Below are 13582 nucleotides of genomic sequence, written 5' to 3'. Positions count from 1 at the left end.
GATGAATCCCGTTCACACATCCCTGATCCACAAGATTCTCGAGCCGCAGCGCAAGAGTAATTCGAAGTATCCGACCTTGATGCTCCTTCACGGCAGGGGGGCCAACGAAGACGACCTCCTGGGGCTTGCCGAGTACCTGGACGACCGGTTGCTGATCGTCAGCGCACGAGCGCCCTTTCCGTTCGCTCTCGGAGGCGGGTTCACCTGGTATGAGATCGAGGAGGTCGGAAAACCCGAGCCGAAAATGTTCGCAGAGAGCTACCGGAAGCTCTCCCAGTTTATCGACGACGTCGTCAAGGGGTATCCTGTCGATCCCTCGAAGCTCCTCCTCTGCGGATTCAGCATGGGATCGGTAATGTCGTATTCGATGGCGCTTACCAGGCCCCAGGCCGTCGCCGGAGTCGCGGCGAACAGCGGTTACATCGCTGAGGATTCCGGCCTGAATATCGAATGGACCGGCGTGAAGGGGAAGCCGTTCTTCATCTCGCACGGGATGTACGATCCGGTCATACCGGTCGCGTTCGCCCGGAGGGCGAAGGAACTTCTGGAACCCCGCGGGGCGGCGATCACCTACCGGGAGTACGACATGGGCCATCAGATCATCGAAGACAGCTTGAACGACATGATGCGGTGGCTGACCCAACAGATCTGAACCGGTCGCCGGCGGCGGCAGGACGTGCGCGTCCCTTCGCCCGGAACCGAGACTCTCTGCACGCGACCATGATGTTCCCTCTGACAGCAAACCGGCCGGACGATGATTCCTCTGCGCGATAGCGTTCCCTCGAACACGACGCCGTTCGTCAACTACCTCCTCATCGCGACAAATACCGTCGTATTTCTTTACGAGGCCTCGCTCGGCAGGCATCTCGACGCGTTCATCTTCCGCTACGGGTTGGTGCCGGCAGATCTCCTCGGCGCTCTTCACTCCGGTCACGTTCACGCGGCTCTCTTTCTCCCGATGTTCACCTCGATGTTTCTCCATGGCGGCTGGCTGCACCTCCTTGGAAACATGCTCTTCCTCTACATCTTCGGGGATAACGTCGAAGACAGGTTCGGCCACGGGGGATACCTGTTGTTCTACTTCGTCGCAGGGCTTGCGGCCGCGGCGACCCAGACGGTGTTCAGCCCGGGGTCCGGAGTCCCGATGGTCGGGGCGAGCGGCGCCATCGCGGGCGTGTTGGGGGCGTACGTCTTCATGTTCCCCGCCGCAAGAGTGACCACGCTCATCCCCATCTTTATTTTTTTCCAGATCGTGGAACTCCCGGCGTTCCTCTTCCTTGGCATCTGGTTTCTGCTGCAGGCGATCAGCGGCCTTCTCTCGCTCGGCATCGGCGCGGATGCCGGGGGAGTCGCCTGGTGGGCGCACATCGGCGGCTTCGCGGCGGGCGCGCTGCTGTTTCCGTTCCTCCGGAAACCGGGCTGGTCGTGAGCGGGAAAGAACATCGCCCGCTGGACGAGATCGTCCATAACTGCATCCACTGCGGCATGTGCCTCCCGGTCTGCCCGACTTATGCGCTGACGTTCCGGGAGGAGTCGTCTCCGAGGGGCCGGATCCGTCTCATCCGCTCGGTGCATGAAGAGAAACTGGCCCTGACGCCGGAATTCGTGCATGAAATGAATTTTTGCCTCGATTGCCAGGCGTGCGAGACCGCATGCCCTGCGGGCGTGGCGTACGGCTCTCTCGTGGAAGATGCCCGCCGTCTCATCCATGAGCGGAAAAAGGATCCCGCACGCCTTCGTCTCCTGAAATGGGTGCTGCTCAGGGTGATACTCGCTTCGGCGGGCCGGACAAAACTTGCGGCCCGTTTGCTCCGGCTCTACCGTAAGACCGGCCTCATGGGTTGGGTCCAGAAGTCGGGACTCCTCGGGCGATTTTCACCCCGCCTCGCCCGGACGCACGGCCTGCTGCCCCAGCTCCGGGAAGAGTTTTTCGACGAGAGCGTTCCGGAAACGTTACGGCCCGACGGACCGGTGCGCGGGCGGGTCGCGCTTTTGACGGGTTGCGTCATGAACATCCTCCATGCGCGGACGCACAGGGATACGGTCGAGGTCCTGCTCAGGAACGGGTTCGAGGTCCTCATTCCGCGGCCCCAGGAATGCTGCGGCTCTCTCCACGGACACAACGGCGACCTCCGGATGGCGCGCAGCCTCGCGCGGAGGAACGTCGATCTTTTCGGGTCGCTTGAGATCGATGCCCTGGTTGTCGACTCGGCGGGTTGCGGCGCGTTCATCAAGGAGTACGGCAGGGTGCTGGAGGGGGATCCTGACTATTCCGGGCGGGCGGCATCCCTGTCGGCCAGGACGAAGGACGTCACCGAGTTTTTGGTCGAGGCGGGTTTCGACAAACCCGCCTGGCCCGTTCGCAAGCGGGTGACCTATCATGAAGCGTGCCACCTTGTCCACACTCAGAAGATCTCGACCCAGCCGAGGTCCGTCATCCACTCCATACCCGGGATCGAATTTGTGGAACTGCCGGAAGCCACCTGGTGCTGCGGGAGCGCGGGGATCTATACGGTGACACAATTTGACGACTCGATGGCCCTCCTGGAACGGAAGATGAAGAATATCGCTTCGACCGGAGCCGAAATCGTTCTCACCGCGAATCCCGGGTGCCATCTTCAGCTCGAACTCGGGATCAGGAATTCCGGCCTTTCGATGGAGGTCATGCACCCGGTGAGCCTCCTCAGGCGTGCGTACGGATTGCCGGAACGGGAAAAAAACGCAGCGTGAAGACTGCGGCTACCGGGTCCGAGGGATCGGTAGGCGCGACCTTCAGGTCGCGTAGCGTGGGGACGAAGAAGTCGGCGGGTTCCGGGCCAGCGCGATTCTTGACACTGGTTTCGAATTGGACTATATTTGCCACAAATCAGCCCCCTCGTCTCTCGTTTGGTTTCAAGCACTTTCGGAAGGTCACCCATGCAAGCGCTTCTTCGCCTCACGTACCGGTGTTTGATCCTCGCGTCGATCCTGCCCCGGACTCTCGTCGGGCAGGATAACCTGCGGAACGAGCTCTTCGGCGAGGCGGACAGGGTCCTGGCACAGGCGAGGGCGAAGAATGCGCCTCTCTACGCCCCGGTGAGTTATCAAAAGGGGAGCCAGTACTATAAAGAGGGGGAAGACCTCTACCAGAAGGGCCGGGATCTCGAGCAGATCCGCGAAAAACTCAAGAATGCCGCGGCGTATTTCGCGAAGGCGCTCGACGAGAGCAAGACGGGTGAAGCGACATTCAGCGGAGTCCTGGCTGCGCGAAATGACGCCGACAGCGCGGGGGCCGGGAAGTCCGCTCCCGAACTCTGGCGCAGGGCGGAGGCGCAATTTAACAAGGCGGCTCGCGAGCTCGAAGACGGGGAGACGGAGGCCGCCACCCGGGGCGCGGCCGAGGCCCAGGCCGCCTACCGCGCAGCCGAGCTCGAGGCGGTCAAATCCAATTATCTCTCCCCCGCGCGGGTACTTCTCGCAAAGGACGACGAGGAAGGGGTGAGGGACGAGGCTCCAAAGACTCTCGCGAAGGCGCATGGCCTCGCCGTGCAGGTGGAGGCGTTGTTCAAGCAGAATCGCTACGATGCGGACGAGGCCAGGCAGCTTGCCCAGCAGGCAAGGTACGAGGCCGCCCACGCCGCCTACCTCTCCCGGACGATCAGAAGCATGAAGAAGGAGGAGAAGACGTTCGAGGACGCGTTGCTCGCGGCGGAGGATCAGTTTCAGCGGATCGCGGTGATCCTCGGAGTCCAGCCCCGCTTCGAGAACGGTCTCGAAGGCCCTGTTTCCGACGCGATCGCCGCTCTCAAAGAGCGCGACGCAAAGGCGTTGAAGGACGCGGAACAGCTCCGCCGGGCGGGAGAGACGATCGCGGAAAAGGATGTCGAAATCGAAAACCTGCGGAAGCAGGTCTCCTCGATGGAGGGGAGAGTCGGATCGCTCACCGAGTCGGAAAAGGACCTGCAGCGCACGCTCGGGATCAAGCATCAGGAGGAAGAAACGATCCGGCAGGTTTCCTCCATGTTTTCTCCCGAGGAAGGGAACGTCCTGCGCGACGGGGAGAATATCATCATCCGCTTGTACGGCCTGACATTCCCTGTCGGCAAGAATACGATTGAGCCGGAGTATTACAGCCTCCTCACCAAAGTTCAGGAAGCGATCAAGAAATTTCCAAAGTGCAAAATTACCATCGAAGGCCACACCGATTCCCAGGGGAGCGACGAACAGAACCAGGCCCTCTCCGAGAGCAGGGCCAAGGCGGTCGCGGAATACCTCATGGCGAACATGGGGGTGGAATTCGCCGTGGATCACCAGGGGTACGGCGAGAGCAGGCCCGTCGCCAGCAACGATTCGCCCGAGGGAAGGGCGAAGAACAGGCGTATCGACGTCGTCATCACACCGGAGGCGCCAGCGCCGGGCAAGTGAGCTTCCCGCCCGGGGGGGTACGCCCCTGTTCGGGGATTGTCAATCAAATTCAGGCAGAGTCAGGCACTTATCACCATTGAGGAGCCGCGCATGAACTCATCGATTCAACTTCCGCCCGGGCGTCCGGGTTTCAGCGACGACGGTTTCGACCGCCGTCGGTTCCTTTCGATGGTGGGAAAGGGATTCGGTCTGGCCACCCTGAGCACGCCATCGCTCGCCGGGCTGCTCGGCGACCTTCATGCGGCGGTGAAGCGCGTCGATACCCTCGCGCCGGAGCAGGCGGCCTCGGACGAGGATTTCTGGCTCGAGATCCAGCGGAGTTTTTCCGTGACGCGCGGCATCACAAACCTGAACAACGGCGGCGTTTCCCCCTCGCCGCGACTCGTCACCGACGCGCTGGTGCGGTACACCTGGGAACAGGAGGATGCGACCGCCTACACGATGTGGCAGATTCTGGAGCCTCAATCCGAGACGATCAGGACCGGCCTTGCGGAGATGTTCGGGTGCGACCGCGAAGAGATTGCGATCACCCGGAACGCCTCGGAGTCGCTCGAGATTCTTCTCTCCGGCATGAACCTCAAATCGGGCGATGAGATCCTGACGACCACGCAGGACTATCCGCGGATGCTCACCACCCTGCGCCAGCGGGAGGTGAGGGAGGGACTCGTGTTGAAACTGATCCAGGTCCCGATAGCACCGAAAAACCTCAACGCGATCGTCGATGCGTTCGAGAAGGGGGTGACGGGCAGGACCCGGCTGATCCTGATCTCCCATGTCATCAACATCACCGGCCAGATTACGCCGGTGAAGGCGGTCTGTGAGATGGCGCGTTCCAGGGGAATCGAGGTGATCGTGGATGGGGCCCACTCGTTCGGCCACTTCGCGTTCAAGCAGAAGGATTTGGGATGCGACTATTTCGGAACGAGCCTGCACAAATGGCTCTATGCGCCGAAGGGAACCGGCCTGCTCTACGTGAGGAAAGAGAAGATTGAGCAGATCTGGCCCCTGATGGCGGCAGACAAAAAGCAGTCGGCTGACATACGGAAGTACGAAGAGATCGGGACGCATTCCGCCGCGCCCAAACTCGCCATCGGCGAGGCTCTTCTGTTCAGCAACGGCATCGGCGCCAGGCGCAAGGAAGCCCGTCTCCGGTTCCTGTCGAGGTACTGGATGAACAAATTGAGCCATCTGCCGAATGTCCGCTTCCACACCTCGCTCGACGCCAACCAGTCGTGCGGCATCGCAAACGTTGAAATCGAGGGCATTGATCCGGCGGCGATCGGAGGATACCTGATGGACAAACACAAGATTTTCACCACGCCGATCCTGCATGACGAGTTCAAGGGGATCCGCATCACTCCAAACCTCTACACGACCCTGGGAGAACTCGACCGGTTTGTGGAGGTGATGGAGACGGTCGCAAAAACCGGGTTGCCGAAGGGATAATTATTGAGAAAATCGGTTGACTTTTACCGGAATTTGCGTTACTTAGACAAAGGGAGGAGGGGGCGCACCACACGACAACGGTCTTACTAGGGAGGTCCGGACGAATTGAATGTGACAGGGCCAGGTGTGACGTCGCCCAACGCGTTTATGAGGCCGACTCAGCGCGAAGGAGCCAGAGATGAATAAACTCATTGCTACCGTTTGTTGCCTGCTTCTCTATTCCTTGTTGCAAACTGAGGTTGGAGCATCCCCGCTCTTGTTCGCCGGGGGATCGCAGGCGGATGGAGGCTCGCCCGGGCGACTCTTCAGCGTTTCGCTCTTTACCGACACGATCAGCGGGACCGTGTTTAACGACATCGGCGGGAATGCGGCGAGGGATCTGTCGGACCCGGGCCTGCAAAACTGGCGCATCCGGTTGTTCGAGGCTTCGCTGGAAGTCGACAGCACGCTGACCGATGCCGGAGGCGGTTTCCGGTTCACAAATATCGCCCCGGGCAGCTACACCGTCTCCCAGGCAGTGCAGCCGGGATGGTCGCAGACGCTCCCGGTTTCGGGCGGGTCGTACGCGCTTACCCTTCTCGCCGGGCAGCATCTTGCCGGGAACGATTTCGGCGATTTTCAGAATGCGGCGATCAGCGGCTCCAAGGTTAATGACCTGAACGGCAACGGCGTCAGGGACCTGAGCGATCCCGGCCTCTCCGGCTGGCGAATCCATCTCTTCCGGAACAGCCTCCACGTCGACAGCACCCTCACTTCCGGAGGCGGAACGTATTCATTCACAAATCTCGGACCGGGCACCTACCAGGTGAGCGAGGGGGTTCAGGCCGGATGGACGCAGACGCTCCCGGCTTCACCCTCCTCATACACCGTGGTTCCCCAGAGCGGGCAGACAGTTACCGGGCGGGACTTCGGAAACTTCCAGCGCATCTCCATCAGCGGCAGCAAATTCGAGGACGTGAACGCCAACGGAGTCAAGGATGGGGGCGATCCCCTTCTTCCGGGCTGGCGCATCCAGCTTTACCTCGGGGCACTCCATGTCGACAGCACCCTGACCGACGGGAGCGGCAACTATGTCTTTAACGGCGTCGGGCCCGGGACATACACGCTCTCGGAGCAATCCCAGGCGGGCTGGACCCAGACGCTCCCCGCCTCCGGGGCTCCCTATCTCCTGGCGGCACAGAGCGGGCAAAACGCCACCGGAAAAAACTTCGGAAATTTCCATAACGGGACGATCAGCGGAATGAAATTCCGCGATCTCGACGCCGACGGTGTCAAAGACGGCGGAGAACCGGGGCTGTCGGGCTGGCGGATCCGCTTATTCCTCGGCGCTCTCCATGTCGATAGCACTCTTACCAATGTCAGCGGGAACTATACGTTCTCGAATGTCGGACCGGGAACGTATACGGTCTCGGAGCAACTTCAGACCGGATGGACGCAGACGATGCCGCCGACAGGCACCTATTCCGTAACGCTCCAGAGCGGGCAAAGCGTGACCGGGAGGGACTTCGGGAACGCCCGGAACATCTCGGTCCGGGGAATGGTATTCTACGACCGGAATGCGAACGGAAGCAAACAAGCGGGCGAAGGCGGATTGACCGGCTGGACCGTCAATGCCACCGCGGCGCTGCCCCAGAACAGCCGGACGACTGTGACGCAAGCCGGCGGGCTCTACGAAATATCGACGCTCCTGCCCGGCACCTACACGATCAGCATGGTCGTGAAGCCCAACTGGACCCAGTCGTACCCCCCCTCGTCGACCTATGTCCTGGTGGTTTCCACGGAGACCGACACTTCGGGCTTTGATTTTGGCGCCTCGACGGTCGGCGACTCTTCGAAATTCAGATCGTTCCCGCTCGAGAGTCTCTACGTCAAGAAGTCGGTTCCGCGGCGGAGAGTCGAATCGAGATGGTGCTTTGATTTTACGAACGGCGTTTCGCAGACTCCCGTGAACGGCCTGCATGTGGTCTTCAGCCGGACCGTCGACTCGATCACGAACCAGGGTCCGTTCCCCACCGCGACCCGGCTCGGTCCCAGGGAATTTGATTTCTCGGGCATCACAATTGCGCCGGCCCAGATGGTCGAACTGTGCGGCGACGGATCGAGGTACGGGATGGGTGTCAGGAGATGGTGGTGGTCGTTCAACGGCGCGCTGGTGGGGATCAAGCAGGGTTCGACGAGCCCCGCCTCGCAGCAATTCCTCCTCGCGATGCCCAACACGGCGAACGTGCGCGAAGAGTCCTTCCTCCAATTTTTCACTTCGGGAATGACGGTCGGCATCCCGCGGCCCGACGCCAGGAACCTGTACGGCTGGGTGGTGCTGCCGAGAAGCCTCTCGATGTACAACTCGTTGATCAGCCGCGGTGTCAAGCACGCCTCGCCGCCGGGCGGATTCGTCTCGTACCACGGGAGAAGCTTCCTCGGCAAGAAGACGACGCTGACGCCGGTCTATCACAACAACCTGTTGTTCGCGGACCTCGTCGCGTTGAAGCTCAATATCGCCTCGAGCCTGCTCGGTCATACGCCGCCGGGTTTTGGGGATCTGATTTACGAGGAGCCGAACAACCCGCTGAGCGGACTCACGCTGAACCAGATCACCGGGAGGGCGGATTCGAACCTGACCTTCTGGACCGGCGTGCCCCAGGGGGTGTACATCAATCTCGATACCGTCATCCGGAAGATCAATGCCGCCTTTAGCGCGCCGATGGACACGATATCGTTCCAGAGTTTCCTGCGACTCGACGGCGTCGCTTCGGTGAAGCAAATCCCGTTCCTCCGGCCGAGCCCGGAAACACCCCCCACAATCGTTGCGCCCAGGAGCGGCCTCACCGAGGAACCGCCCCCGGCGTACACGCTCCGCCAGAATTACCCGAATCCGTTCAATCCGACGACCACGATCGAGTTCGAGCTTGCGAGGCCGTCGATTGTGACGCTGAAAGTCTACAACCTCCTGGGTCAGGAGGTCGCGACGCTCCTCGACCGGGAGTACATGGAAGACGGCCCGGGCGGAGTCGACTTCGATGGGAGCGGTTTCGCTTCCGGGGTCTATTTCTACAGGCTTATCTCGGAGGGCTTGCCCGAAGAGGAGGGAGGAGTGAGTCCCGGCGTTTCCGTGATCGTGAAAAAGATGCTGTTGTTGAAATGAGGAACTTGATGCCAGCTCTCCGGAACGCCGTGCAGCATCGTGGGCACGGCGTTCTCTCTTTATAGGACTTCCGTGAAGGACGCTCCTCCCAATAACGCCCCCCGCCCCGAACCGAGAATCTTCGAGACGTTGAAGAAAGACCTCCGGCGCTGCGGACGATCTGTCGATCGCGATCCTGAAGCGTTTGTAACTCAGCCACCCCTTTCATAAATTCAGTTCATGAGAGGTGTGAATTGAAACCGTTCATCGGGATCGCCGCCGTCGCGGCGTTAGTCTTGACGATTGCGCTGCACGCGAGAGGACAGGAACAGGTCTACAAACCCGCCGACTCCGTCCTTGCGGGCCCTCTGATTTCGGCGCGGACCGGGATGGAAACCGCGTGGGACCTCCCGAAGAACCCGCTGATCGATGCGCTTCCCTCCGACACCGCTCACGCGGCCCGGATTGCCCGGGGGTACCGGATCTTCGTCAATACCCCGCGCGAAGCTCCCGGATTTACCCGGAATTCTCTCTCCTGCAACAATTGCCATCTGAACGCGGGGCAGAGGGAAAAAGCGATGCCGCTTGTCGGCGTCGCGGGAGTGTTCCCGGAGTATAGCAAACGGGCCGGCCGTCCGATTTCTCTGGAGGACCGGATCGTCGGTTGTTTCCTCCGGAGCGAGAATGCGACGGGAGCGCCGACGGCCGGCGGATCCAGGGCCGTCGAGGCGATCGTGCCCGTCGATGCGCCGGAGGTCGCAGCGCTCGCCTCCTATATCTCCTGGCTCTCCGCGGGATATGCCGCCGGGTCAAGATTAACATGGAGGGGGGAAAACACGATTCCGGCCGACAAACTGATTCCGCTCGAAAAGCTGAATCCGGGGCGGGGCAGGAAACTGTTCCGGGAGAAATGCACATCCTGCCACGGAGAGAACGGCCAGGGGGTGGAAATCGGCAACAAAAAAGCAGGCCCTTTGTGGGGGCCTGCTTCATGGAACGACGGGGCGGGCGCGGCGCGAATCTACACGCTCGCCGGAATGATCCTCTACATGATGCCCTACCTCGACCTCGGAAGTCTGACGCCCGAGGATGCCCAGCATATCTCGGCGTACATCAATTCCAAGCCCCGTCCGGTGTTTCCCTATAAAGACAGGGACTACGCGACCGAGCGCGTCCCCCCCGATGCAGTCTATTACAAGGGAAATGCGGTAACCCCGCCTCTACAAAAGAAGTAGGCCCGGGGGGACCGGGCCCACACTCTCACTTCCGAACGATTGTCAGCCCGCGAAGCAGTATGTGCATCCCGCTTCCTGTGTGCGGTTCACCGCAAAGACACCCGACGGGACTATCTGAATTCCCGGGAGCACCCCGGCGACCCACTCTTTCTTTACTTCGGCGGCATCCATGTTCATGGTTTTTGCGACACCCTTGCTGTAAAAGGTCAACGCCAGGTCGCAGGCTCCGATGAGAACGCCGCTCGCCTGGAGATCTTCGATCGTAATATTCGGCAAGGGCTGCTCGCTCTCCTTCATCTGGAAGAACGGATTTCGCACAGCCGCCGCCTTCGTCGCCGGGTCGGTCACTTTGAACAACTCGCCGAATTTGTACTTCGCCCAGAGATCGTGGCCCATGGCAGTGCCGATCGCCTCGTGCCGCAGGATGACGACCGACGTCACGTCGCCGTCCGCAACACCCTGCTGCTTGTTGGTCATCAGGAACACGCGCGCCCAGATGAACGGGAAGCCGTGATTCGCGTCCGGCGCGTCGAAGACCTGCTTGTGCTTTCCCTTGATCTTTCCGATCCATGCCTCGAACGACGCATCGCCCGTTCCGGCCTGCAGGAGCGACGGCGACATCAAACCGCGCGGTGCGGATTTCGCGAGTGATGCGAGTCCCAGAAGCGAGACTCCGCCTGCAGCGACTGTTCCCAGGAATCCGCGCCGCCGAGTCAGTCTTGTAAGGTTTTCCATTGAGCGACCCTCCTTATGATTTGAATGAACAGTGGATGTGATGGGACGAAATGATTGGAAATGTAATGAATGGAGACAATCTATGCAACAGGCGCGTGGGACGCAAGCGTTCCGGCGATTGCTTTTCCCTCCCGGAAACTCTATCTTGAAGTATGCATCCCGTCATCATCCTCCACCATCATGAAATTATCCTGAAGGGCGAGAATCGCAGGTATTTCGAGCGCCAGCTCATGAAAAATGTGCGAATCTCCCTCCGGGGTGTGGTGGCGCCCGGGGCGATTCGGGGAGGATATGGCAGGTCGATCATCGACCTCGCTCCCGGTTCGACTCCGGGGGAGGCCGAACAGCGCCTCACCGGAGTCTTCGGGCTCTCCAATATTTGCACCGGCCTGCGAATCGAGCAGGAGGCCGATTCCATCTGCAGGGCGGCCGGAGAGATCCTGGAGGGAAGGGAATTCAAGACCATCCGTGTCGAAACCCGCAGGGTGGACAAAAATTTCCCGGTTTCTTCGATGGCCCTCAACGCGCGCGTGGGAGAATACCTCTGCACGCGCTTTTCGGTCCGGGCGAACCTCTCCAGGCCGGATGAGACGATTTACATCGAACTCGTCGACGGAGCGGCGTACGTCTATCGCTCGAAATTGAAGGGCCCGGGGGGACTCCCCGTCGGCGTAAGCGGCCGGGTGGCCGCACTCCTCTCGGCCGGCTTCGATTCGCCCGTCGCCGCCTGGCAAATGATGAAGCGCGGCGCATCGGTGATCTTCGTCCACTTTCACAGCATGCCTTACACGAGCGTCCGGTCCGTCGAGCAGGTCCGCCAGATTGTGGCGGCGCTGACGCGCTACCAGTTTCAGTCGAAGCTCTTTCTCGTGCCGTTCGCCGAAAGCCAGAACGAAATCATCCTCCGGACGCCGCAACCGTTGCGGGTGATCCTCTACCGCAGGATGATGATCCGCATCGCCGAGGCGGTCGCCCGGCGCGAACGGGCCGAGGCGCTCGCGACCGGCGAGAGCATCGGGCAGGTGGCGTCGCAGACCCTCCGGAACATCCGTGTGATCAACGACGCGGCGTCGCTCCCGGTGTTGAGGCCGCTCTCGGGAAGCGACAAGGAGGATATCATGAGCCTCGCACGCACGATCGGCACGCACGATCTTTCGAAAGAACAGAACGACGACTGCTGCTCGTATCTTGCGCCCCGCAACCCGGCCACCTGGGCGGATCCTTCCGAAGTCAGGGAGGCCGAGACAACTCTCGACATTCCCGGATTGGTGGAGAAGGCGCTCGGCGCCACGACCTCGGAGCGCTTTTCATCTCCCGCGGCCGCGGACGATGAGGAAGTCGAACGTCACGCCGTGGAAGAGCCGGCGGGCGATCCAACAATAAACTGAAGAGGAAACCCCACAATGCCCGCCAGAATCATCGTCAAGAACAACGGGAGCCTCCGCATCGAGGGAGAGTTCGAGATCGTCGACCAGAGCGGCAACAAGTTCGATCTCGCGGGCCGCACGTCGGTCTCGCTCTGCCGGTGCGGCGAGAGCCAGAGAAAACCTTTTTGCGACAGCTCGCACAAAACCAACGGGTGGCACTGCGAGATCACCGCCTTTGCGCTCCCTCCGCCTGCGCCCCCGCCCGCTCAAAAGATTTGACGCGCGGGGTCGCCGCGGAGCACTTCTTCCGCTGCCCGGCTGATTTGGAAAAGAGAGCGTACTTTCGGAACTTACTCCTCTGAACAACTCTTGATGAAAGGATTTCGTATGCGTAGAGCCATGGCGGTCGCCCTTCTGCTGTTTCTCTTCCGGGCGCTCCCCGCCCTCGCTCAGTTTGAGGGAATCATCGATATGAAAATGACGCGGCATGTCGAGGGGGCCCCGCGCTCGGTGTCGTACTCCATGTCGGTGAAAGGTGAGATGCTGGCTGCGCAGGCGGGCGAAGGGGAAGGGAGTGAGGCGAAAGGAAAATTCATTTTTCGCGGCGACCGGAAGGTCATGTGGGTCGTCGATGATCAGGCCAAAACCTACCTCGAGATTTCCCTCACCGGCGACGCGGGCGGGAAGAAGAAGGGGGGATCCGGTCCCCGCCGGGGCGATTCGAACGTGAAGCTGCGCAAAGCCGGACGGACCGAATCGATCCTCGGCTATCCGTGCGAGGAGTGGGTGGCCGAAGACACCGGCACGGTAACGCACATCTGGGGAACGCCGAAGTTGGGGAACGTCTACGAGGGATTGATGAAATCGTTCGAGAAGATGAATCCCAGTCTCGCCGAGTCGCAGATGAGCGGATGGGAGGGAGAGCTTGCGAAGATGAAGGTGTTCCCCCTGAGGATTCTCTCAATGGACAGGGGGGAAAAGGGGGAAAGCGGCGATACGACCGAGAGCCAGGAAGTGACGAGGATCGATTCACGGCATCTGGAGGCGGCGCTGTTCGATCCGCCCCCGGGGTACAAGAAACAATCGCTCGACGTCGACATGGGGAAGATGATGGACCAGCTTCAGGAGCAAATGAAGTCGAGGCACGGCCGGGGAGGAGACAGTTCTCTGAACAGGGAGAATCTGGAAAAACTCATGAAGGAAATGCAGGAACAGGGCGGGAAGGAGGAGAAGGATCCCGCCGACAGCTCCAACGGTCATCAGTAACACATCCC

Annotated in this window: 11 protein-coding genes; 10 read left to right on the top strand and 1 reads right to left on the bottom strand. The window is 60.9% G+C overall.

Translation table 11 applies throughout. The annotated features are described in order from the left end of the window. Position 1: 1 nt before the first annotated feature. The 7 genes from VI215_07830 (at position 2) to VI215_07800 (ending at position 10206) form a co-directional block, all read left to right on the top strand. Complete coding sequence (locus tag VI215_07830; protein ID HEY6192219.1) at positions 2 to 652, top strand: phospholipase; 651 nt, start codon at positions 2 to 4, stop codon at positions 650 to 652. Positions 653 to 754: 102 nt separating this feature from the next. Continuing rightward, positions 755 to 1429, top strand: a complete 675-nt coding sequence (locus VI215_07825) for a rhomboid family intramembrane serine protease (GenBank protein ID HEY6192218.1) — start codon at positions 755 to 757, stop codon at positions 1427 to 1429. Continuing rightward, a complete protein-coding gene (locus VI215_07820) occupies positions 1357 to 2730 on the top strand; it encodes a (Fe-S)-binding protein (protein ID HEY6192217.1) in 1374 nt (457 codons plus the stop codon). The genes VI215_07825 and VI215_07820 overlap by 73 nt, the downstream gene beginning before the upstream one ends. Positions 2731 to 2916: 186 nt before the next feature. Then, a complete protein-coding gene (locus tag VI215_07815) occupies positions 2917 to 4404 on the top strand; it encodes an OmpA family protein (GenBank protein ID HEY6192216.1) in 1488 nt (495 codons plus the stop codon). Positions 4405 to 4494: 90 nt separating this feature from the next. Beyond that, positions 4495 to 5850 carry an aminotransferase class V-fold PLP-dependent enzyme gene (locus VI215_07810; protein ID HEY6192215.1) on the top strand — a complete coding sequence of 452 codons (1356 nt, stop codon included), beginning with the start codon at positions 4495 to 4497 and terminating at the stop codon, positions 5848 to 5850. Positions 5851 to 6028: 178 nt separating this feature from the next. Next, entirely contained in the window at positions 6029 to 8992 is a 2964-nt protein-coding gene (locus VI215_07805) for an SdrD B-like domain-containing protein (GenBank protein ID HEY6192214.1), read from the top strand. A 233-nt stretch (positions 8993 to 9225) separates the two neighbouring features. Then, positions 9226 to 10206: a c-type cytochrome gene (locus VI215_07800; protein HEY6192213.1), complete on the top strand. Its 981-nt coding sequence runs from the start codon at positions 9226 to 9228 to the stop codon at positions 10204 to 10206. A gap of 42 nt (positions 10207 to 10248) precedes the next feature. Here VI215_07800 and VI215_07795 read toward each other — a convergent pair whose 3' ends face one another. Continuing rightward, positions 10249 to 10941 (bottom strand): hypothetical protein, encoded by a 693-nt coding sequence (locus tag VI215_07795; GenBank protein HEY6192212.1) that lies wholly within the window; start codon positions 10939 to 10941, stop codon positions 10249 to 10251. Positions 10942 to 11093: 152 nt separating this feature from the next. Between VI215_07795 and thiI the strand changes: the two genes are divergently transcribed. The 3 genes from thiI to VI215_07780 all read left to right on the top strand — a co-directional run bounded on the left by thiI (position 11094) and on the right by VI215_07780 (position 13574). Then, complete coding sequence (gene thiI / locus VI215_07790; GenBank protein HEY6192211.1) at positions 11094 to 12329, top strand: tRNA uracil 4-sulfurtransferase ThiI; 1236 nt, start codon at positions 11094 to 11096, stop codon at positions 12327 to 12329. 15 nt (positions 12330 to 12344) lie between these two features. Continuing rightward, positions 12345 to 12587, top strand: a complete 243-nt coding sequence (locus VI215_07785; protein HEY6192210.1) for a CDGSH iron-sulfur domain-containing protein — start codon at positions 12345 to 12347, stop codon at positions 12585 to 12587. 108 nt (positions 12588 to 12695) lie between these two features. Then, entirely contained in the window at positions 12696 to 13574 is an 879-nt protein-coding gene (locus tag VI215_07780) for a DUF4412 domain-containing protein (GenBank protein ID HEY6192209.1), read from the top strand. Positions 13575 to 13582 lie beyond the last annotated feature (8 nt).

The sequence above is a fragment of the Bacteroidota bacterium genome (assembly GCA_036522515.1).
In the GTDB taxonomy this organism is placed as follows: domain Bacteria; phylum Bacteroidota; class Ignavibacteria; order UBA10030; family SZUA-254; genus VBOC01.
Note: the sequence above shows the minus strand (reverse complement) of the source record. Positions and strands in the feature narration are given on the sequence as shown.